Annotated in this window: 18 protein-coding genes and 1 pseudogene; 8 read left to right on the top strand and 11 right to left on the bottom strand. The window is 70.2% G+C overall.

The features are described from left to right. Together AIIKEEIJ_RS01885 and AIIKEEIJ_RS01875 are read right to left on the bottom strand one after the other, a co-directional pair. Positions 1 to 291, bottom strand: a pseudogene (locus AIIKEEIJ_RS01885) (alpha/beta fold hydrolase); the annotation flags it as partial. 327 nt (positions 292 to 618) lie between these two features. Continuing rightward, positions 619 to 2496 carry a DNA/RNA helicase domain-containing protein gene (locus AIIKEEIJ_RS01875; protein WP_161994810.1) on the bottom strand — a complete coding sequence of 626 codons (1878 nt, stop codon included), beginning with the start codon at positions 2494 to 2496 and terminating at the stop codon, positions 619 to 621. Between the two features lie 158 nt (positions 2497 to 2654). Between AIIKEEIJ_RS01875 and AIIKEEIJ_RS01870 the strand changes: the two genes are divergently transcribed. Then, positions 2655 to 3287 carry a ribulose 1,5-bisphosphate carboxylase large subunit gene (locus AIIKEEIJ_RS01870; protein WP_161994809.1) on the top strand — a complete coding sequence of 211 codons (633 nt, stop codon included), beginning with the start codon at positions 2655 to 2657 and terminating at the stop codon, positions 3285 to 3287. Positions 3288 to 3290: 3 nt separating this feature from the next. On the opposite strand, the gene AIIKEEIJ_RS01865 is transcribed toward AIIKEEIJ_RS01870, so the two are convergent. Next, the gene (locus AIIKEEIJ_RS01865) at positions 3291 to 4346 is read right to left on the bottom strand and encodes a 2,3-butanediol dehydrogenase (protein WP_029546450.1); all 1056 of its coding nucleotides are present in this window, start codon (positions 4344 to 4346) and stop codon (positions 3291 to 3293) included. Between the two features lie 230 nt (positions 4347 to 4576). Here AIIKEEIJ_RS01865 and AIIKEEIJ_RS01860 point away from each other — a divergent pair, with 230 nt between their 5' ends. Then, a complete protein-coding gene (locus tag AIIKEEIJ_RS01860) occupies positions 4577 to 5842 on the top strand; it encodes a GAF domain-containing protein (protein WP_006939953.1) in 1266 nt (421 codons plus the stop codon). 4 nt (positions 5843 to 5846) lie between these two features. On the opposite strand, the gene AIIKEEIJ_RS01855 is transcribed toward AIIKEEIJ_RS01860, so the two are convergent. The 5 genes from AIIKEEIJ_RS01855 to AIIKEEIJ_RS01835 all read right to left on the bottom strand — a co-directional run bounded on the left by AIIKEEIJ_RS01855 (position 5847) and on the right by AIIKEEIJ_RS01835 (position 10913). After that, on the bottom strand, positions 5847 to 6599 hold the full coding sequence (locus AIIKEEIJ_RS01855) for an SDR family oxidoreductase (RefSeq protein ID WP_161994808.1): 753 nt from the start codon (positions 6597 to 6599) through the stop codon (positions 5847 to 5849). After that, complete coding sequence (locus AIIKEEIJ_RS01850; protein ID WP_029546452.1) at positions 6596 to 7627, bottom strand: phosphotransferase family protein; 1032 nt, start codon at positions 7625 to 7627, stop codon at positions 6596 to 6598. Before AIIKEEIJ_RS01850 ends, AIIKEEIJ_RS01855 begins: the two co-directional genes overlap by 4 nt. Then, positions 7624 to 8838 (bottom strand): acyl-CoA dehydrogenase family protein, encoded by a 1215-nt coding sequence (locus tag AIIKEEIJ_RS01845; RefSeq protein ID WP_161994807.1) that lies wholly within the window; start codon positions 8836 to 8838, stop codon positions 7624 to 7626. Before AIIKEEIJ_RS01845 ends, AIIKEEIJ_RS01850 begins: the two co-directional genes overlap by 4 nt. Positions 8839 to 9051: 213 nt before the next feature. Continuing rightward, the gene (locus AIIKEEIJ_RS01840; RefSeq protein ID WP_006939960.1) at positions 9052 to 9672 is read right to left on the bottom strand and encodes a TetR/AcrR family transcriptional regulator; all 621 of its coding nucleotides are present in this window, start codon (positions 9670 to 9672) and stop codon (positions 9052 to 9054) included. Positions 9673 to 9785: 113 nt separating this feature from the next. Next, positions 9786 to 10913, bottom strand: a complete 1128-nt coding sequence (locus tag AIIKEEIJ_RS01835; RefSeq protein WP_161994812.1) for an NDMA-dependent alcohol dehydrogenase — start codon at positions 10911 to 10913, stop codon at positions 9786 to 9788. Positions 10914 to 11056: 143 nt separating this feature from the next. Here AIIKEEIJ_RS01835 and AIIKEEIJ_RS01830 point away from each other — a divergent pair, with 143 nt between their 5' ends. Further along, entirely contained in the window at positions 11057 to 11500 is a 444-nt protein-coding gene (locus AIIKEEIJ_RS01830; protein ID WP_006940694.1) for an SRPBCC family protein, read from the top strand. A 28-nt stretch (positions 11501 to 11528) separates the two neighbouring features. Here AIIKEEIJ_RS01830 and AIIKEEIJ_RS01825 read toward each other — a convergent pair whose 3' ends face one another. Together AIIKEEIJ_RS01825 and AIIKEEIJ_RS01820 are read right to left on the bottom strand one after the other, a co-directional pair. Then, on the bottom strand, positions 11529 to 12341 hold the full coding sequence (locus tag AIIKEEIJ_RS01825; RefSeq protein ID WP_050036026.1) for an ABC transporter permease: 813 nt from the start codon (positions 12339 to 12341) through the stop codon (positions 11529 to 11531). Beyond that, on the bottom strand, positions 12338 to 13297 hold the full coding sequence (locus AIIKEEIJ_RS01820) for an ATP-binding cassette domain-containing protein (protein WP_238406161.1): 960 nt from the start codon (positions 13295 to 13297) through the stop codon (positions 12338 to 12340). Before AIIKEEIJ_RS01820 ends, AIIKEEIJ_RS01825 begins: the two co-directional genes overlap by 4 nt. A gap of 94 nt (positions 13298 to 13391) precedes the next feature. Between AIIKEEIJ_RS01820 and AIIKEEIJ_RS01815 the strand changes: the two genes are divergently transcribed. Together AIIKEEIJ_RS01815 and AIIKEEIJ_RS01810 are read left to right on the top strand one after the other, a co-directional pair. Then, positions 13392 to 14084, top strand: coding sequence for a TetR/AcrR family transcriptional regulator (locus tag AIIKEEIJ_RS01815; protein WP_238406160.1), 693 nt, complete (start codon positions 13392 to 13394; stop codon positions 14082 to 14084). Between the two features lie 160 nt (positions 14085 to 14244). After that, positions 14245 to 14688: an SRPBCC family protein gene (locus tag AIIKEEIJ_RS01810; protein WP_006940686.1), complete on the top strand. Its 444-nt coding sequence runs from the start codon at positions 14245 to 14247 to the stop codon at positions 14686 to 14688. Between the two features lie 16 nt (positions 14689 to 14704). On the opposite strand, the gene hppD is transcribed toward AIIKEEIJ_RS01810, so the two are convergent. Next, positions 14705 to 15910, bottom strand: coding sequence for a 4-hydroxyphenylpyruvate dioxygenase (gene hppD / locus AIIKEEIJ_RS01805; RefSeq protein ID WP_006940681.1), 1206 nt, complete (start codon positions 15908 to 15910; stop codon positions 14705 to 14707). 185 nt (positions 15911 to 16095) lie between these two features. Between hppD and AIIKEEIJ_RS01800 the strand changes: the two genes are divergently transcribed. The 3 genes from AIIKEEIJ_RS01800 to AIIKEEIJ_RS01790 all read left to right on the top strand — a co-directional run bounded on the left by AIIKEEIJ_RS01800 (position 16096) and on the right by AIIKEEIJ_RS01790 (position 19483). Further along, the gene (locus AIIKEEIJ_RS01800; protein WP_006940680.1) at positions 16096 to 16605 is read left to right on the top strand and encodes an Lrp/AsnC family transcriptional regulator; all 510 of its coding nucleotides are present in this window, start codon (positions 16096 to 16098) and stop codon (positions 16603 to 16605) included. Positions 16606 to 16815: 210 nt separating this feature from the next. Beyond that, positions 16816 to 18081: a Glu/Leu/Phe/Val dehydrogenase dimerization domain-containing protein gene (locus AIIKEEIJ_RS01795; protein ID WP_006940679.1), complete on the top strand. Its 1266-nt coding sequence runs from the start codon at positions 16816 to 16818 to the stop codon at positions 18079 to 18081. Then, on the top strand, positions 18074 to 19483 hold the full coding sequence (locus AIIKEEIJ_RS01790; protein ID WP_006940674.1) for an amino acid permease: 1410 nt from the start codon (positions 18074 to 18076) through the stop codon (positions 19481 to 19483). The genes AIIKEEIJ_RS01795 and AIIKEEIJ_RS01790 overlap by 8 nt, the downstream gene beginning before the upstream one ends. The last annotated feature ends 191 nt before the right edge of the window (positions 19484 to 19674 follow it).

Raw genomic sequence — 19674 nt, 5'->3', positions numbered from 1 at the left:
CACTTCCCGGGCGCTCGGGCGACCGGCATTGTCCAGGTGATCCCAGGAGTACCACCCACCGCGGTCCCAGCCCATCTGCACCAGCCACGGCCAGACCTGCTCGGGCGGCGCGTCGATGGTGACGGCCATCGCCCCCGATCGCTCCCCGTCGGGAACCAGGTCGGCGCCGGGGAACGGCCCGCTGATCTCCTCGTCGGTGGCGCCCCACCGCACGAGCCGGGGGCGCACGAGGCTCCCGTAGACCACGGCCGTCGCCGCGCCCGCCACCGCAATCTTCGGTGCGACTGCCATACGTCCAGCGTGCGCCGGGTTCCGGTGCTTCACAAGAGGCCGGCGACCCTCACATCTACCGCGACACGGTCAGTCGTCACCATCGAGCAGCTCGTGCGGCTGCCTCTCGCCTGAATCCCGCCGTTCCATCGCATCGAGCGGACGCCGGGCGTTCGCTGGTGAGCGCATCAGGTAAACGGTCTCGCGGAGCGACTCGAACACCCCGGGAGACGATCGCCACCGGCTCATCGCCCAAGCGGTGATCACGATTTCCTCTCGGTAGGCGGTGATGCGGCGTCCCGTCGCCGAACCACACGCGATCGGATCGCGGCCTCTCCCGGCGTAGTGTCAATTTCCCTCGGGAATCAGCCTTCTCAGCGCCTCGCGAGTCGGCTCGTCGGTGGAATAGATGACGGTGCCGATCATGCCCCGCGTCAGGAGAACCTTGTACACGTTTCGCACCAGACGATCGAATCGAATATCGCTGATCTTCTTCGCATTTCTGAAGTCGGGATCCTTGTTGGCCGTACGGACCGAAACGAAACCTCCGTTCCGCCACACCAGGTCCGGTCCGAGGATGACGCCGTTCCAGTCGTATTCGAAACCCTGCGCGGTGTAGACACAGCCGACCTGCCCGAAACCCCCGTCCTCGGTGGCCCACAGTGCGGCCGGCGGCGCGTCGCCGGTGCGGCGTTCGCTCTTGCTGTTCCACGGCCGTGCCCACGCGCCGATCTGCACATCCGGGACGAGACGGCCGTCCTTGTCGGGGTTGCTCCACGGCCAGCAGTACCCCGCGGTCATGCGTGCCGAGTATCCGCGGTCGCGCTGCTGCTCTAGCAGGAACTCGAGCTCCTCCGGGGAATCGGCCACGCGCACCGCGAACTGCGGATCCCCCGACCACCGCACCGGGCCACCCTCGACGAGACCGAGCAGACGCTTGACCCACAGCACGTACTCCTCGCTGCCTCCGCAGCGGAACTGCTCCCCGAGGTGCACGTGGTGGGTTTCGAGTCCGAGCGTCGCGGCGTAGCGCTCGATCTGTTCGAGCGAGCCGAGTTCACCCGGCCGCACCACCTGGTGCTCGTCGAGCAGGAACACCGGGACGCGCGCCGCCGAGATGAGTTCGTCGATCTGCGGTCGATCGGTGCGCAGTTCGGCGCGGGTGTACCGATCGACGGAGGTCTCACGGATTCGGTGCGCCTCGTCGAGGATCAGCACGTCGAGGCCGTTGCGTTCGGCCGACATGAACTGGTTGAAGTACTTGAACATCTTCTGCACCCGCGGGGCGCGCGCCCCGGCGACCTTGCGCAGGGTCTGGGTGAACGAACGCGACCCGGTGGCATGCAGGACGGTGCGGCCACGGCGGGCCAGCTCGCCGAGCAGGGACAGCGCGATCACGCTCTTGCCACTGCCGGGTCCCCCGGTGACGATGACGACGCGCTTGCGGTCCGCGGCGCGGGACATCTCGACCTCGTGCAGCACCAGGTCCACGGCCAACTGCTGATTGCCGAGCAGATGGAACTGCGGCCGGTCGCGCACCTCGGCGGCGGCGACCTTCAGCAGCTGCTGGGACGGTGCGACCGCGGACTTCAAGAGTGTGTCGCCTGCGGTGTGCCCGGACACCGGGGCGAGCCGGGTGCGGAGAAAGTCGATCATGTCGCCGCGGTCGGCGGCGGTGAACAACCGGCCGGTGATCCCGCCCGGATAGGCGCGCAGCTCCGCCACCGCGGACGGATCGGTGGCGTTGTGCAGGTACGCGAGTCCCGCGAGGGCATCGGGCTGATCCGCGACAGCGCGCGCGAAATCGCTCAGGTAGTCGCAGTACCCCTTGACCTGCGCGACGGGATGCAGCCTCGGCCCGCCCGGCATTCCCGCCACCTCGACGAGTTCGGGATTGTCCTCGAAGCGCCGCGCGGCCGACCACTGCTTCAGCTCCACCACGACATACGACACGGCCCCGGTGGCCGGATGAGTGCCGGCGAGCACCACGTCGGCACGCTGCGAGGTGAGCGGCAGATGGTACTCGAGCAGCATCTCGACATCGCCGAGACCGGCATCGACGAGATCCTGCGCAAGCACCGGCAGGCTTCGGCTCCACGACTTCTGTTCGGCCTGGCTGGGACGATGACCGGTGCGAAACAGCATCTGCTCCAACAACTGCTCCGCCAGCGAATCGGGCCGATCCAACTCGGCGATCCGGCGGGCAGATGTACGAAGCAGCGTCACGGTCAGGTCCCCTGGGCAGCACGAATTCAGTCGTGCGGGTGGGGACATGTCCGGGACCGCTCATCGCAGCGGAAGTCCGTCGGGCCGCAGTGGAGAGGCTAGCGGAGGGCTGCTCCCCGATGACACCGGCAGGGTCACCCGTCCGGCAGGATGAGCGCATGATGTCGCTTCTCGCCGCGCCCCTCGGAGCCGCCCGCATCGCCTTGGACCGGACCGTGGAGGTCGCCGAGTTCGCGGTGTCAGTTCCCGGGCGGGTCACGAGCCTGTTCGAGGCCACCGAGGCGCTCGTCGCCCGCGTCGACGACGTGGTCACCGACGCCCGCGCGATCGTCGCACGCATCGACGAGGTCGTCACCGACGCCCGCGCCGCCGTGGGCCGGGTCGAGGAGGTCATCGACAGCAGCTCGACGGTGGTCGGCGACGCCGCGGCCGTAGCCCACCGGGCGCAGGATGTGGTGTCGTCCGCCGGCCGCACGTCCGACGCGGCCGGCGAACTGCTCGACACCTACGCGCCGATGGCGACACGGGCCGCGCCGCTCGCGGGCCAGTTCATCGAGGAACTCAGCGCCGAGGAGGTCCACGCGGCCGTCGTCCTACTCGATCAGCTGCCGGAGCTCGCGGACCGGATGACGGCCCTGATGCCGATCCTGGGCACGCTCGAGAGCGTCGCCCCGGAGATCCACGAGCTGCTGGGCGTCGCGAAGGACGTGCGGCAGGCGATCGTCGGCGTCCCGGGCTTCAACTTCCTGCGCCGTCGCGGCGAGGACAAGGAGAACGGCGACGACGACTGACGATCACGGCTGGACGAGGATCTTGACGTTCTCCTCCTTGTTGGTGATCAGTTCCTCGAAGCCGTCCTTGACGATGTCGTCGAGCCCGATCCGGCCGGTGATGAACTGGTAGGGGTCGACCTTGCCGGAGGCGATCATCTCGATCGTGGCGGGATGATCGTTCGCGTAGGCGAGGCTGCCGAGCAGATTGACCTCGCGGAAGACGAGGTCGTTCATGGCGACGCTCGCCTCGTGGCCCCAGATCGCGACGTTCACGCACGTGCCGCCCGCCCGGGTGGACTGGATAGCGGTCTTCAGGACCGCGTCGATGCCGGCGCATTCGAAGGAGACGTCGGCGCCACGGCCGCCGGTCAGCTCCAGCACCTGCTCGGTGACGTCGCCGTCGCGCGGGTCGATGATGTGGTCCGCCCCGGCCGGCTCGGCCTTCTTCTTCCGCACCTCGGCCGGTTCGACGACGATGATCTGCTCGACGCCCGCCGCGCGCAGCGCCGAGGTGGTGACGAGCCCGATCGGCCCGGCCCCGAACACGAGCGCCGAGTGGCTCGGCCGCGCACCCGAGAGCCGCACGGCGTGGTACGCGACGGCGAGCGGTTCGACGAGGGCGCCGACGTCGGTGCCGAGTTCGCCGAGCGGATGAATCCAGCGCCGCTCGGCGACGACGTACTGCGAGAAGCCGCCGCCGTATCCGGACAGGCCCACGAATCCCAGTGTGCTGCACACGTTGTAGCGGCCGTTGCGGCAGGCGTCGCAGCGGCCGCAGATGATGTACGGCTCGACGACCACCCGGTCGCCCACCCGCACGTCGTCCACGCCGTCGCCCACTTCCGCGACGACACCGGCGAACTCGTGACCGAGGGTGATCGGCACGGTCTCGCCGGTGATGGGGTGCGGTGCGTCGGCGGGCGGGGCGAAGATCGGGCCCTCGAGGTACTCGTGCAGGTCGGTGCCGCAGATACCGCACCACTCGACCTCGACCTTGACGGTTCCGGGCCGGGTCGCCGGTTCGGGGACATCCTCGACCCGGATGTCCCCGGGGCCGTGGAAGCGGGCTGCCTTCATGGGTCGATCTCCTCGCTGTACGGGCGTCGGACCTGTTCGGCCATGTCCGACGCGGGACCATCCGGGTGCGCCGCTACCGAGGCCGGCGCGTGATCCAGAACACAGCGCCGGCGTCGCCGCAACAAGTGTTGCAGTGCGTTGCGCCGCGGCACCGCCGCGCGACGGGTGTGGTGCCGGCCACACACTTCGGCATATGCTCACCGCAACCCGACCGACGAGAGACGGAGACAGTGGGCAACTTCAGCGCCATCGAACCCGGCACCGACCTGCATCGATACGCGCGTGAGCTGGCGCGCATGCACGATGCGGTCATCGGCGGCGGTCGGTCGCCGCTGCGGCCGCGGTCGGTGGTGGCCCGGTCCTGGTCCCGGGTGCTCGTCGCGGGGCTGGCTCCGGACGGCAGCAACGCCCGCGCCCTGCTGCCGCTCGCCGAGGTCGAACGGCGCCGGCGGAACTCCCCGCTGTCGGGGGTGATCGGCGACCTCGAGCAGGTGGTGTGCTCCGTGGCCGAGGCGTCGCACATGTTGATGGTCGTGACCGACGCGGACGGGATCGTGCTGTGGCGGGCCGGGTCGGCCAAGGTGCGCAGCCGCGCCGACAGCCTCGGATTCAGCGAGGGCGCCCGGTGGACGGAGGCGACCGTGGGGACCAATGCGATCGGGACGGCCCTCGCCGAGGCCGCCCCGGTACAGCTGTTCTCCGCCGAGCACTTCGAGCAGTCCCAGCACCCCTGGTACTGCACCGCGGCACCGATCCACGATCCGCGCACCGGGGAACTGCTCGGCGTGGTCGACGTGAGCGGCCCCGCCCTGACGATCCATCCCACCATCAGCGCGCTCGTCGAGACGGCGGTGCGGCTCGCCGAGGCGCAGCTGTGGCGGTTGCACGAGAACCGGCTCGAACGGCTGCGCACGGCCGCGGCGCCGGTGCTCGCCTCGATGAGCGGGCCGCTGCTGCTCGTCGACGAGCACGGGTGGGTGGCGCACGCGTCGGGCGTTGCGGCCACCAAGCGCGTGGCGGCGCCGACGTCCGAGCGCACCTTGAGCGTGCCCGGCCTGGGCCTGTGCGTGCCGGAGCAGCTCGCGCACGGCTGGCTGATCCGGCCCGCGGGTGGCCCGGCGCGGATGGCGATCGAACTGGACCTGTCCGGCACGCCGACGGTCGTCGTCAGCGGCGCCGACTCGGCGTGGCGCAGCCCGCTGTCCGCCCGGCACGCCGAGATCCTGCTCCTGCTGCACCTGCGGGGGCCGCAGGGAATGACGGTGACCGAGGTGAGCAACGGCATCTACGGCGACCCGGACCACGCCGTCGCGGTGCGGGCGGAGGTGTCCCGGCTGCGCCGCGTCCTCGGCTCCGTCGTCGAGAGCCGGCCCTACCGGCTCGCCGACTCGGTCGACATGACGCTCACCCTCGGAACGGCCGAACGCCTCGCGGACTGCGCGTTCGTCCGGCACGCGACCAGCCCGGCCGTCCGCGCGCTCGCGGACGGCCGGTGAGAGCTCAGGCCCGGTAGGCGTCCGTCCCGGCCCGGCTGAGCACCAGACGCGGCAGCACCGCACGGGAGGACAGCCGCAGCACCGCGTCGACGAGTTCGACGACGTCGTTCACCTCGAGCATCTCCTCGGCGGGGATGCGGTCCTTGATCCAGTCGGACATGTCGGTGTCGACGTAGGCGGGTGCGATCGCGGACGCGCTGACACCGTTGCCGGACTCCTCGGCGTTGAGCGTCTCGACCAGAGAGATCAGCGCCGCCTTCGTCGCCCCGTACACGGCCAGGCCCGCCTCGGCGTAGACGCCGGTGATCGACGACAGCGCAACCACTTTCGCACCGCGGCCTGGGGCGGCGGTCGCGGCCTTGCGCAGCAGCGGCAACGATGCCTGGATCAGGGCGAAGGGGGTCTCGAAGTTGACGGACACCGTCTTGCCGAAGCGCCGCATCGGGAACTCGGCGATGGTGCCGGCGGTGCCGACGCCGGCGTTGAGCACGAGCGCCCGCATGCTGCCGAACGTCTCCTCGTGCGCCGCGACGACGCGTGCCGCGGTGTCCGGGTCGCCGAGGTCGGCGGCGACGACCCGGACCTCGGGCGCACCGGCGTCGCGCAGGCCGGCGGCCACCGCGTCGAGCCGCGCCTCGTCGCGCGCGGTGAGGGTCAGACCGTAGCCCTGCTCCGCGAGGCGGGTGGCGACACCGAGCCCGATGCCGCGGGATGCGCCGGCGACCAGGGCGCTGGGGTTCACGAGATCGGTTGTCACGCTGCGCCTCCCCGCAGTGCCTCCAGGCCGGCGGCCGCGAAGACCGGTACGGCCTCCCCTGCCCGGTCGAAGCCGTCGCCGACGGTCGCCCCCACGCGCCAGCGGTGGTTGATGCCCTCGGCGATGACGGCGAGCTTGAAGTTCGCCAGGCCCATGTAGAAGTTCCAGTGGGCGAGTTCGCGGCCCGTCGCCACCGCGTAGCGCTGTGCGAGGTCGTCGGCCGACGGCAGGCGCGGGCTCGTCCACGCGGCGGATTCGCCGAGCACCTGATCGAGCGCGGGGTTGCGGTACACGCACATCAGGGCGACGTCGGTGAGCGGGTCACCGAGCGTGGACAGTTCCCAATCCACCACCGCCGCAATCTTTCCGGCATCGGCGGGATCGAGAATGGTGTTGTCGATCCGGTAGTCGCCGTGCACGATCGACGCCGCCGACGACGCGGGGATCGCGTCGGCGAGGGCGGCATGGAGCCGATCGAGGTCGTCGAGGTCGCGGGTCTTGACCCGGTCCCACTGGCCGGCCCACAACTTCACCTGCCGGGTGACGTACCCGTCGGGGCGGCCGAGGTTTCCGAGGCCGACGGCCTCGTAGTCCACCGAGTGCAGGGCGGCGAGCACGCGGACGAGCTCGCCGGTGCACGATTCGATCTCGTCGTCGCTCAGGGTGGCGAGGTCCTCGGTCGTGCGGATCACCCGCCCGGTGACGTGCTCGACGACGGTGAACGGAGCGCCCATCACGGAGTCGTCCTCGCACAGGACGACGGTCTGCGCGACGGGCACGCCGCAACCCTGCAGCGCCGACGTGATGCGGAACTCGCGGGCGACGTCGTGTGCGGACGGGGTGAGCCCCGCCGTCGGCGGCCGGCGCAGCACCCACCGCGACGTGTCGTCGAAGATCGCGTACGTCAGATTCGACTTGCCGCCGGAGATGAGTTCGGCGCGCAGTTCGCCGTCGAGGGCGATGCCCGAATCCTCCAGGTAGCGGTGCAGGGCACTCAGGTCGAGTCCCTCGTGCTGTGCGGTCTTCATGCCCGGCTCTCCTTCGCGGCGGCCTTCTTCGCGGCGCCGACGGCGCGCTTGGCGATGGCCCAGCGGTGCACCTCGGAAGGCCCGTCGTAGATGCGGAACGGGCGGACCTCGCGGGCGAGCCGCGCGACGGGCAGGTCGGCGGAGACGCCGAGGCCGCCGCACATCTGCATCGACCGGTCGACGATGCGGAACACCGCCTCGGCCGCGAAGGTCTTGGCGATGGACGTGGAGTTGGATGCATGCGAGCCCTGGTCGAGTTCCCAGCACGCCTGCGTCAGCAGGGCACGGGTGGCGGCGATGTCGATCTCGTTGTCGGCGACCATCTTCTGGATCATGCCGAGGTCGCCGAGCTTGCCGCCGAAGCCTTCCCGCTCGGCGACGCGGGCGACGGCGATGTCGTGGCCGCGGCGCGCCGCGCCGAGCCAGCGCATCACGTGCGTCATGCGGGCGGGCCCGAGCCGTACCTGCGCGTAGGCGAAGCCCTGGTCGACCTCACCGAGGACGGCGGAATCCGGCACGAACAGGTCCTCGAAGAACACCTCGCAGTGACCGCCGATCATGGCGCGGTCGATGGTGTCGATGTGCCGGCCGACGGTCAGGCCCGGGGTGTCGGCGGGGGCGAGGAACATCGTGGCGCCGCCGCGCTGTCCGGGTTCGCCGGAGGTGCGGGCCATGATGATGAAGAAGCCGGCACCGTCGGCCCCGGTGATGAAGTACTTGCGGCCGTTGATCTTCCAGCCACCGGGGACCTTCTCGGCGCGGGTGGTGAGCGCGTTGGGATCGGACCCGGCGCCGGGTGCCGGTTCGGTCATCGCGAATCCGGACCGCACGTCGCCGTGGGCGAGCGGCGCGAGGAACTGCTCCTTCTGTTCCGGGCTGGCGATGTGCGCGAGCATGTGCACGTTCCCCTCGTCGGGGGCGGCGATGTTGAGCGCGATGGGCCCGAACAGCGAGTAGCCCGCCGCCTCGAACACCGGGGCGCGGTCGACCATGCCGAGTCCGTGGCCGCCGTACTCGACGGGCGCGTGCGGCGCGAAGACGCCGGCGTCCTTGGCCGCCTGCTGCAGCTTCACCCGCAGGTCGTCGCCCCCGGCGGCGGTGATGTCACCGTTGTGGGCGTCCTCGACGGGCAGCACGTGCTCCCGGACGAACTCCTCGGTCCTCGCCACCAGTGCCTGGACGTGTTCCGGGTACGACAGATCGACAGCCATCGCGATTCCTCCTCCTCACCCCGACCGATCGATCGCTCGGTTACGACAACCGTGACACATCCCACCCCGCGCGGTCAACCCGGACGATCTACCGGGCGCCCACGGCGCAGTCCCTACCGTGCGCCCACGGCGCAGTCCCTACCGTGCGCCCACGGCGCAGTCCCTACCGTGCGCCCACGGCGCAGTCCCTACCGTGCGCCCACGGCGCAGTCCCTACCGTGCGCCCACGGCGCAGCGCGCGATGGCGAGGTAGCGGTGGACGACCTCGTCGGGAGCAAGCGGCCCGTCCGGCCGGTACCACCCGGCGACGGCCACGCACATGGTGGTCACCGCCCGGCTCGCGTCCTCCGGGAACTCGGTACCGAACTCCCCGCTCGTCACCCCGTCCCGGACGATCTCGTCGAGCATCCGCTGCTGCTCGTCGCGCAACGCGATGTAGGCCTTCCGGCTGTCCGGTTCCATGCTGCGCATCTCGGTGGAGGCGACGAAGGCCTGATTGCGCCGGAACATGTGGAACCGCAGCAGGGACTCGACGACCGCGTCGAACCGCTCGGAGGCCGTGGGGCCGGCCTCCGCCAGAGCCCGCCGGCTGCGGTCGAGCAGATCGCCCATCACCGCCGTCGTCAGCGAGACCAGCAGCGCCTGCTTCGACGGGTAGTGGTGGTACAGGCCCGGCACCGACAGCCCGGCCCGGGCGGCGATCTCCCGGATCGAGGTGCCGTCGTAACCGCGCTCGGCGAACGCCTCGAGGGCGGCCTCGAGCGGCTTGGGCAGGGTCGACGGCCCGTACTGCCGCCACGATCCCGATTCGACGGCTTCCTCACGCGTTTCCATGGCATCACCGTAGGCGACCCCGGCGGGCCGGCCGAACGTCACCGCCGGCGGGCCGGCCGAACGTCACCGCCGGCCGGCCCGTCACCGGATCGCGGTGCCGGTGCCGGCTCCCGTCAGTAGTCGTCGTCGCCGTAGAGCACCATGCCGCGCAGGTTTCGGCCCTCGTGCATGTCGGCATAGCCGTCGTTGATGTCCTCGAGCCGGTATGTCTTGGTGACCAGCTTGTCGAGCTCGAGCTGTCCACTGCGGTAGAGGTCGAGCAGCTTCGGGATCTGCGAGCGCGGGCCGACACCACCGAAGATCGCGCCCTGCAGGCGCTTCTGCAGCAGGGTCAGCTCGAACAGGCTCAGCGTCACCTGGGTGTCGGCGGCGCTGCCCATGCCCACCACGACCACCTGGCCGCCCTTGCCGGTCAGCGCCATCGACGGGGCGATGATGTCCCCGTGGATCTCACCGACGGTGATGATCGTGACGTCGGCCATCGCACCCCAGGTGATCTCGCCGATCACCGGCAGCGCCTCCTCGATCGAGGCGAACGTGTGGGTCGCCCCGAACTTCTTGGCCTGATCCCGCTTGAACTCCACCGGGTCGATGGCGACGACGTGCCGGGCACCCGCGTGCGCGGCCCCCTGCACCGCGTTGATGCCCACGCCGCCGATGCCGATCACGACGACGGAGTCGCCCACCTTGGTGCCGCCGATCGCCGTCGCGGAGCCCCAGCCCGTGGCAACGCCACAGCCGAGCAGGGCGGCCTTGTCGAGCGGGATGTCGTCCTCGATCTTGATGACCGAGGCCTCGTGCACGGTGACGTAGGGCGCGAACGTGCCGAGCAGGCACATCTGGATGACCGGATCACCATTGAGGGTCACCCGGTGCGTCTTGTCGGCGATGGCCTGCCCGGTGAGGAGGTTCGCCCCCTCGTCGCAGATGTTCTGCAGGCCCTTCGCGCACGAACGGCATCGCCCGCACGCGGGGATGAAGGCGAGCACGACGTGGTCGCCCTCCCGGATGTTGGCCACCCCCGGCCCGACCTTGGTGACCACGCCGGCGCCCTCGTGCCCGCCGAGGACAGGGAAAGACGCCATCGGCGTCGCGCCGGAGCGTAGATGTTCGTCGGAGTGGCACAGTCCGGACGCGGCCAGACGCACCTGCACTTCACCGGCGACCGGGTCTCCGAGGTCGATCTCCTCGATCTCCCATGGCTGATTGAGCCCTTTGATCACCGCAGCCTTGGTCTTCACGAACCCTCCCACCGGATCCACTGTGAACTGTGTCACCATGAGTAGAGCAGGACGAGCGTCCGCATGGACGACTTTGAGGATCTCCCCGGGACGCGAGTTACCTGATACCGTGGGTAACGGAAATGTCCTCATGGAGGTACACGATGATCCACATCCGCCACACCGCCGTTGCGGAGGTTCCCCTCGAGGTGGCGTTCGCCTACCTCGACGATCACCGCACGGTCCCCGAATGGATGTACGGCGTCAACCGCTTCGTGCCGGTGGGACCGCAGGTCAACGGCCTCGGCGCGGTCTTCGACGCGACCATGCAGATCGGACCGAGGGGCCTCGACTCCCGCCTCGCGATCGTCGACTGGGAACTCGACCGCAGGATCGTTCTCGACTCCATCGCGGGGTTCCGCACCGCCTCGTCGTGGGAACTCGCCGACCTCGGCGACGGGCGGATCCGCCTCGACGTCGACTTCGGGTACCAACTTCCCGGCGGCCTGGCCGGACGGGCGCTCGGCAAGCTCATCGAACCGGTGGTGGGCACCGCGATCCGCCAGACCGAGCAGGCGCTGCGCTCGAACCTCGGCCGCGTCGCCTGAGCGACGCGCCACCTGCGCAAGGATCCGATCAGCGGGAGGATGCGTACCCTCGCACGGCGATCGGCACGGACACGGCAAGGATCACCGCCGTCCAGGCGAAGGCCGCGACGACCGGATGCTGCATGGGCCAGGCCGCGTCGGCGGCGACCGTCGTCCCGGATCCGAACAACTGCCGCAGGGCCGCGACCACGGCGCTGACGGGGTTCCATTCGGCGATCGTCGCGACCACGGCCGGCATCGTCTCGGTGGGGACGAAGACGTTGGAGAACATGACCGCCCCGAAGATCAGCGGCGCCACCTGCTGCAGCATCTGCTCGTCGCGGATCGAGGCGCCGAGCACGATCCCGAGCCACGCGAGCGCGAACCGGAACGCGAGCAGCAGCAGCACGGCAAGCGCCACGTCGGCGGGGGTGGCCTCGACCCGCCATCCCGCGAGAAATCCCACGGCGGCCATCGTCGCCAGCGCCGAGGCGCCGGTCACCGTCTCCGCGAGTGCGAGGCCCGCCGGCACCGCGACCGGCGGGACGGGCAGGGCCCGCAGCCGGTCCGTCAGGCCGCTGCGGAGGTCGGCGTTCACGGTCGACGCGGTGACGACGATCCCCATGGCCGCGACGAGGACGAGGACTCCGGGCGTCAGGTACGACCGGTAGGCGGCAGCGTCGGATCCGCCGGCGAGCGCGCCGCCGAATACGAAGCCGAACAGCAGCATCATTCCCAGCGGTGCCGCGAGGGTCACCGCGAGCAGGCCGGGCGCGTTCCGGTACGTCGCGGCCACCCGCAGGAACAGAATCCAGGCACCCGCCGCCGGCGAGACGGTGCGGGTGGCGGTGGGGGCAGTCATGCGGGAATCCCTTCGGTCGGGCGACCGGTAAGTGCGAGGAAAGCGTCGTCCAAGGTGGCGCGCCGCCGGCCGATGTCCTGCACCGCGATGCCCTCCGCGTCGAGGGCGCGCAGGATCGGCAGCAGGGCGGCCGGCTCACCGTCGAATCCGAACGTCAGCCGCAGCGGCGCATTCTCGTCCCGGGCCGGCGCGTCGACGGGTCTTCCGCCGAATCGCTCGACGATCGCGGCGACGTCGCCCCGCCGGTGCGGATCGAGCACGACGACGTCGAGGCCGCTGCCCACGGTGCGGGCTATCGCGTCCGGCGTCCCGGTGGCGACGACCCGACCGGCGTCGAGGATGGTGACCGTGTCCGCCAGCCGCTCGGCCTCGTCGAGGTACTGGGTCGTGAGCACGACGGTGGTGCCTTCCTCCACGAAAGACCGTACATACCGGTAGATCTCGTTGCGGCTGCGGGGATCGAGGCCGGTGGTGGGCTCGTCGAGGAAGAGCACCGCGGGACGGACGACCATGCCCGCGACGATGTCGAGCCGCCTTCGCATGCCGCCGGAGTACGTGTGCACCTGCCGGGCCGCGGCGTCGGTCAGGTCGAAGCGCTCGAGCAGGTCGTCTGCGTGCCGGCGGGCGCCCCGGGCGCTGTACCCGTTCAGGCGGGCAACCATCGTCAGGTTCTGGGTGCCGGTGAGGCGGGGGTCGACCGCGTGGTACTGGCCGACGAAGCCGATGTTGCGCTTGACGTGAGCAGCCTCGCGGACGGTGTCGTGACCGAGGATCCTGGCGCTGCCGGAGGTCGGTCGCAGCAGGGTCGCCAGCATCCGCACGGTCGTGGTCTTGCCGGACCCGTTGGGGCCGAGCAGCGCGTGCACCCGACCGGCGGGCACCTCCAGGTTCAGCCCGTCGAGCACGAGATGGCTGCCGTACCGCCTGGTGAGCGCCTCGGTTTCCAGAACCGTCATTCCGACCTCCACGATTGGGAACATCGTTCGCAATTACACCGTACGCGTCTGCGAACGTCGTTCGCAACTGTCCGGGTAGTGCATGCTGGCACCCATGCCGCATGCCGAACCCCCGACCTCGCTGTGGTTGCGTGCCGACGACCCCAGGCCCGGGCCGCGCCCTGCCCATACGCTCGAACAGCTCGCCGAGGCGTGCGTCGCCCTCGCCGACGCAGACGGGCTGCGTGCCGTTTCGATGCGGCGCGTCGCGCAGGAACTCGGGACGGCGGCCGCCTCGCTCTACCGCTACGTCGCAGGCAAGGACGATCTCGTCGCGCTCATGGTCGACCGCGTCGCCGCGGAGTACCGGTACCCGCCCCTGACCGGGGACGTGCGGACCGACGTCCTCGCCCTCGCGGAGCAGGCCCGGCAGCTGCACCGTCGGCATCCGTGGTTGAGCGTCGCGGGCACGACGACACTGGGTCCGCACTCGATGCGATACCTCGACCACATGGTCGGCGCCCTCGCACCGACCGGCCTCGACGCCACCGCGACCATGATGGGAATCGCCCTGCTCTCAGGCTGGGTCACCACCTTCGCCGCGCAGGAGGCGGCGGGGTTGTCCGCCCCCACCGCCGGTGGCGGCGCCGAGCACATCACCGCCATGCTGGCCCACGGCGACTACCCCCACCTGGCCGGCCTGCTCGCTTCCGCGGGCGGGAACGCCGGCGCCACACCCGTCGACAACGATGCCGCGTTCCGGGCCGGGATCGAGGCCCTGCTGTTCGGCATCGCGCCGCACCCGTGAGCGAGCCCGCTCGCTTCGGGCGACAAATTCTTGGAGAACAAGGGAATTCACGCGCCCTTCCGGAATCCGCCCACACAGGTGCGCGGGCGGATCCCGGAGACGCGAGCAACTCCGCTAGGTTCACCGGTGGAGGTGCCGCCGGATGACTGACGATCGCCGCATGATCCACGTATGCCACGACGGCGTGGCGCACGTGGACCGCCAGGCCGCCTTCGCCTACGTCGCCGATCACCGCACGGTCCCGGAGTGGATGTTCGGAGTCACCCGCTTCGAGCCCGTGGGTGATCGGGTCCGCGGCGTGGGCGCGCGCTTCGACGCGAGCATGCGGATCGGGCCGGCCACCTTCGACTCCCGGCTCGAGATCGTCGAGTGGGAAGACAACCACCGGATCGTGCTGAGCTCGATCTCCGGCTTCCGCACCCTGTCGTCGTGGCAGTTCGACGATCTGGGCGACGGTCGCATGCGCCTCGCCGTCGACTTCGGCTACCGGCTGCCCGGCGGCGCGGCCGGTCGCGCGGCGGGGCTGCTCATCGAGCCGCTGGTGGGCACGATCGTCCGCCGGACCGAGCACGCGCTGCGGGAGCAGGTCAGCCGGATCTCCTGACCCGCCGCGCGTCCGGTCAGAAGTTGCCGCGCGCCGCCTGCTCGCGCTCGATCGCCTCGAACAGGGCCTTGAAGTTGCCCTTGCCGAAGCCGAGCGAACCGTGCCGCTCGATCAGCTCGAAGAACACCGTCGGGCGATCGGTGATCGGCTTGGTGAAGATCTGCAGGAGGTAACCGTCCTCGTCCCGGTCGACGAGAATGCCACGCTTCTGCAGTTCCTCGATCGGCACCCGCACGTTCCCGATCCGCGCGCGCAGTTCGGGGTCCTCGTAGTAGGCGTCGGGCGTGGCGAGGAACTCCACGCCCTCCTCGCGGAGCCGGTCGACGGCGGTGAGGATGTCGTTGGTGGCCAGCGCCAGGTGCTGCGCGCCGGGACCACGGTAGAAATCGAGGTACTCGTCGATCTGCGAGCGCTTCTTCGCGACGGCCGGCTCGTTGAGCGGGAACTTGACGCGGTGGTTGCCGTTGCAGACCACCTTGCTCATCAGGGCCGAGTAGTCGGTGGCGATGTCGTCACCGATGAACTCGGCCATGTTGGTGAAGCCCATGACGCGGTTGTAGAAGCCGACCCACTCGTCCATGTGGCCGAGCTCGACGTTGCCGACCACGTGGTCGAGGGCCTGGAAGATCCGCTTGGGCGCGCCGTCGCGCTTGCGGTAGGTCGACGACTTCTCCACGTAGCCGGGCAGATACGGGCCCGTGTAGCGGGACCGGTCGACGAGCGTGTGGCGCGTCTCGCCGTAGGTGGCGATCGCGGCGAGCCGCACCGTGCCGTACTCGTCGCTGATCTCGTACGGCTCCTCGAGGACCGTCGCGCCCTGGGCCCGGGCGTGCGCGATGCACTTGTCGACGTCGGGCACCTGCAGCGCGATGTCCACGACGCCGTCGCCGTGCCGGCGATGATGCTCGACGAGCGGGCTGTCCGGATCGACCGCACCCTTGACCACGAACCGCACCGCCCCGCTGCGCAGGACGTAGGCGTGGTGGTCGCGGTTGCCGGTGGTGGGACCGGAGTAGGCGATCAGTTCCATCCCGAACGCGGACTGGTAGTAGTGCGCGGCCTGGGTGGCGTTGCCCACCACCCACACCACCGCGTCCCAGCCGCTGACGGGGAACGGGTCCCGCTCGGCGTCGTACTCGACGAGGCCGACGAGCTGCCGCAGTTCCTCGGGGTTCAGCTGGGCGAGCTTCTCGCTGTCGGTGAGGGTGAACTCGAGAGTCATGGCGATTCCTCCTGCCGCCGGACGCGGCGCCATCGGTGTGTCGTGTGTCACCAGGAAAAACCCCGTCGCGGCGACGGTGCAATCTCGCCTCTCCCAGCTGATCGACCTGACTGGAAAAGGCGGGATGCCGGGCGAGCCGCTATACAATCGGCACAGTTTCCGCCGCCTCTTCGGAAGGAACGGCCATGCGTGACGCCGTGCAGCTGGACGAGTTGGATTTCGCGCTCCTGGACACGCTGCACACGGATCCGAAGATCGGCGCCCTGGAGCTGTCCCGGAGGTTGCGGGTGGCGCGCGCGACGGTCTCGGCACGGCTGCGCCGGCTCGAGGAGTCCGGGATCATCGCCGGCTACGAACCGCGGCTGGACCTGGCGGCCGCCGGATTCGAGGTCCAGGCCTTCGTGACGATGGAGATCGTCCAGGGCGCGCTCGAAGCGATCACCGATGTCCTCGAAGCGATTCCGGGGGTGCTCGAGGCGTTCGCGACGACCGGCGCCGGCGACATCCTGTGCCGGATCGCCGCGGACTCCCACCTCGGTCTGCAGCAGACGCTGATCGAACTGAACCGGTCGTCGATCGTCGCCCGGTCGACCAGCGTCATGGTGCTGTCGGAGGTGGTGCGGTACCGGGCCATGCCGCTGCTCCGCACGCTGCAGCCGGGCAAAACCGCCAAAGCGCCCGCCTACCGTCGGTAGAGCTGAAGGTCGGCGCGCTCGCCCCCGCCCGCCGAAAACGTCGAAACAGCTCTGCACACTGCACAGAAAAACGACGGGCGGCTGCGCTACAGCTCTTCAGCCTGACCAGTAGTGCAGGCCGCACTTGCGCCCCCTCTGTAACCACGGTCACAGTCTTCTTCATTCGCCCGCTCCCCGGGCATCACACCGTCCCGACTCCCGAGAGAAGACATGAAGAACCTGCTGACCCGTTTCGAGGACAAGGCCCCCGAGATCGTCTTCGAGTGGCACGACACCGAGACCACCGCCCGCGGCTGGGTCGTCATCAACTCCCTGCGCGGCGGCGCGGCCGGTGGCGGCACGCGGATGCGCCGCGGCCTCGACCGCCGCGAGGTCGAGTCGCTGGCGAAGACGATGGAGGTCAAGTTCACCGTCTCCGGTCCGGCCATCGGCGGCGCCAAGTCCGGCATCGACTTCGACCCCTCCGATCCCCGCAAGGACGGCGTGCTGCGGCGCTGGTTCCGGGCGGTCGCGCCGCTGCTGCGCGCCTACTACGGCACCGGCGGCGACCTGAACGTCGACGAGATGACCGAGGTGGTGCCGCTCACCGAGAGCAACGGGCTGTGGCATCCGCAGGAGGGCGTCGTCAACGGGCACTTCGCGGCGGACGACCGCGAACGCGTCCAGCGGGTCGGGCAGCTGCGGCTCGGTGTCGCGAAGGTCGTCGAGGACACCCGGTTCACCCCGGCACCGGATGCGAAGTACACGGTGGCCGATCTGATCACGGGCTGGGGCGTCGCCGAGTCGGTGCGCCACCACTACCGCATCTACGGCGACCCCGCCGGCAATCACGGGCTCGGGGGCAAGCGGGTGATCGTCCAGGGTTGGGGCAACGTCGGCGCGGCCGCGGCCTACTACCTGGCCCAGGCCGGGGCTCGCGTGGTCGGCATCATCGACCGCGACGGCGGCATCCTCGACACGGCCGGTCTCGACTTCGACGAGGTGCGCACGCTGCTGCTGAACAAGGACGGCAACGCGCTCCGCAGCGACCGGATGCGTCCCTTCACCGAGGTGCACGACGCGATCTGGGACCTCGGCGCCGAGATCTTCCTCCCCTGCGCGGCCTCCCGCCTGGTCACCCGCGAACAGGTCGATCGTATGGTCGCGGCCGGCCTCGAGGTGATCGCCAGCGGAGCGAACGTGCCCTTCGCCGACGACGAGATCTTCTACGGCCCCACCTACGAGCACGCCGACAAGTCCGTCTCCGTGATCCCCGACTTCATCGCCAACAGCGGCATGGCCCGCGCCTTCGCCCAGCTCATGGAGGGTGACGTGGAGGTCTCGGACGCGGCGATCTTCGGCGACGTCTCGGACACCGTCGCGGGTGCGCTGCAGCGCTGCCACGACCGCTGCGCCGACCATACGGGCGTCGCGGCCACCGCGTTCGAGATCGCCCTCGACCAGCTGGTGCCGGCCGGGGAGCGCATCGATGACTGACACCCTGGCCACCACGCCGGCCACCACCACCGAGCCGGCGCCGCGGGCGATGCTGCACCAGGCGATGCGGCCGCGACAGCTGGTGATGATGAGCCTCGGCGGCGCGATCGGCGCGGGACTGTTCGTCGGCTCCGGCGCCGGCATCGCCGTCGCGGGCCCGGCCATCCTCGTCTCGTTCCTCGCCGCCGCGGCTCTCGTCGTCCTCATCATGCGGATGATGGGCGAGATGGCGGCCGCGAACCCCGCCAGCGGCGCCTTCTCCGTGCACGCGGAGAACGCCCTCGGCTCCGTCGCCGGCCGCACCATCGGCTGGCTGTACTGGATCCAGGTGGTCATCGTGATCGCGGCGGAGGCGACCGGCGCCGCCGCCATCACCGCCGCCTCGATTCCCGGGATCCCGCAGTGGGCCGCGGCACTGTTCTTCATGGTGGTGCTCACCGGCGTGAACCTCGTCGGCGTACGCCGGTTCGGCGAGGTCGAATTCTGGTTCGCGGCACTGAAGATCGTCGCCATCGTCGCCTTCCTCGCGATCGGCGTCGCGATGATCGCGGGATGGGTGCCCGCCTTCGACAGCACCGGGTTCGCGAACCTCACCGCGCACGGCGGCTTCGCGCCGACCGGTATCGCCGGTATCGCCGCGGGCCTGCTCATCGTGGTGTTCGCGTTCGGCGGCACCGAGATCATCGCCATCGCGGCCGCCGAGACCTCCGATCCGCGCCGGAACGTCGGCCGCGCGGTGCGCACGCTGATCTGGCGCATCCTGGTCTTCTACATCGGCTCGGTGCTGATCATGGTGACGGTGCTGCCGTGGACGTCCGAGGATCTCGTCACGGGCCCGTTCGTCGCGGTGCTGAACGCCGGCGCCGTGCCGGGGGCGGCCGCCGTGATGACCGTGATCGTGGTGGTGGCGCTGCTGTCCTCGCTCAACGCGATGCTCTTCAGCGCCTCACGGATGATCTACTCCCTCTCGCAACGCGGTTCGGCCTACCCCGCGTTCGGCCGGGTGGCCGCCAACGGGGTGCCCCGCAACGCGGTCCTCGCCTCGGTCGCGTTCGGATTCGTCACCGTCGCACTCAACTACGTGCGTCCCGACAAGGTGTTGCCGCTGCTGCTCAACGCCGTGGGCTCGACCATCCTCGTTCTGTGGACGTTCGTGGCGGTCTCGCACCTCGTGCTGCGCCGGCGGGCCCGGCGCGACGGCACCGAAGACGCCCTGCCGCTGAAGATGTGGGGCTTCCCGTACCTGTCGTACGCGACCCTCGGCCTGCTCGCCGGCATCGCCGTGCTCGCGCTGTTCGACACGGCCGCCCGCACCCAGCTCATCGCGACGGGCGCACTCACCGCCACGATCGCGGGCGCGTGCTGGCTTCTGCACCGCCGGCAGACGGTCCGGCAGCCGTAGCCGACCGCACAGACGACGACGCCGTGCGTCCTCCCGCAGGGGGGGAGGGACGCACGGCGTCGTCATGGGCAGTTTCGCGAAATGACTCACGTCGGCGTACCGGGACACCAGGTAGGTGCCGTCCTCCAGCTTGTGCACCGGATGGTCCTGTTGCAGTCGCCTATACCAGGGATAGGGGTTGTTCCTGAATT

This window comes from Rhodococcus sp. YH1 (assembly GCF_009939605.1).
GTDB lineage: Bacteria > Actinomycetota > Actinomycetes > Mycobacteriales > Mycobacteriaceae > Rhodococcus > Rhodococcus aetherivorans.
This window is presented reverse-complemented; position numbering and strand designations above follow the sequence as displayed.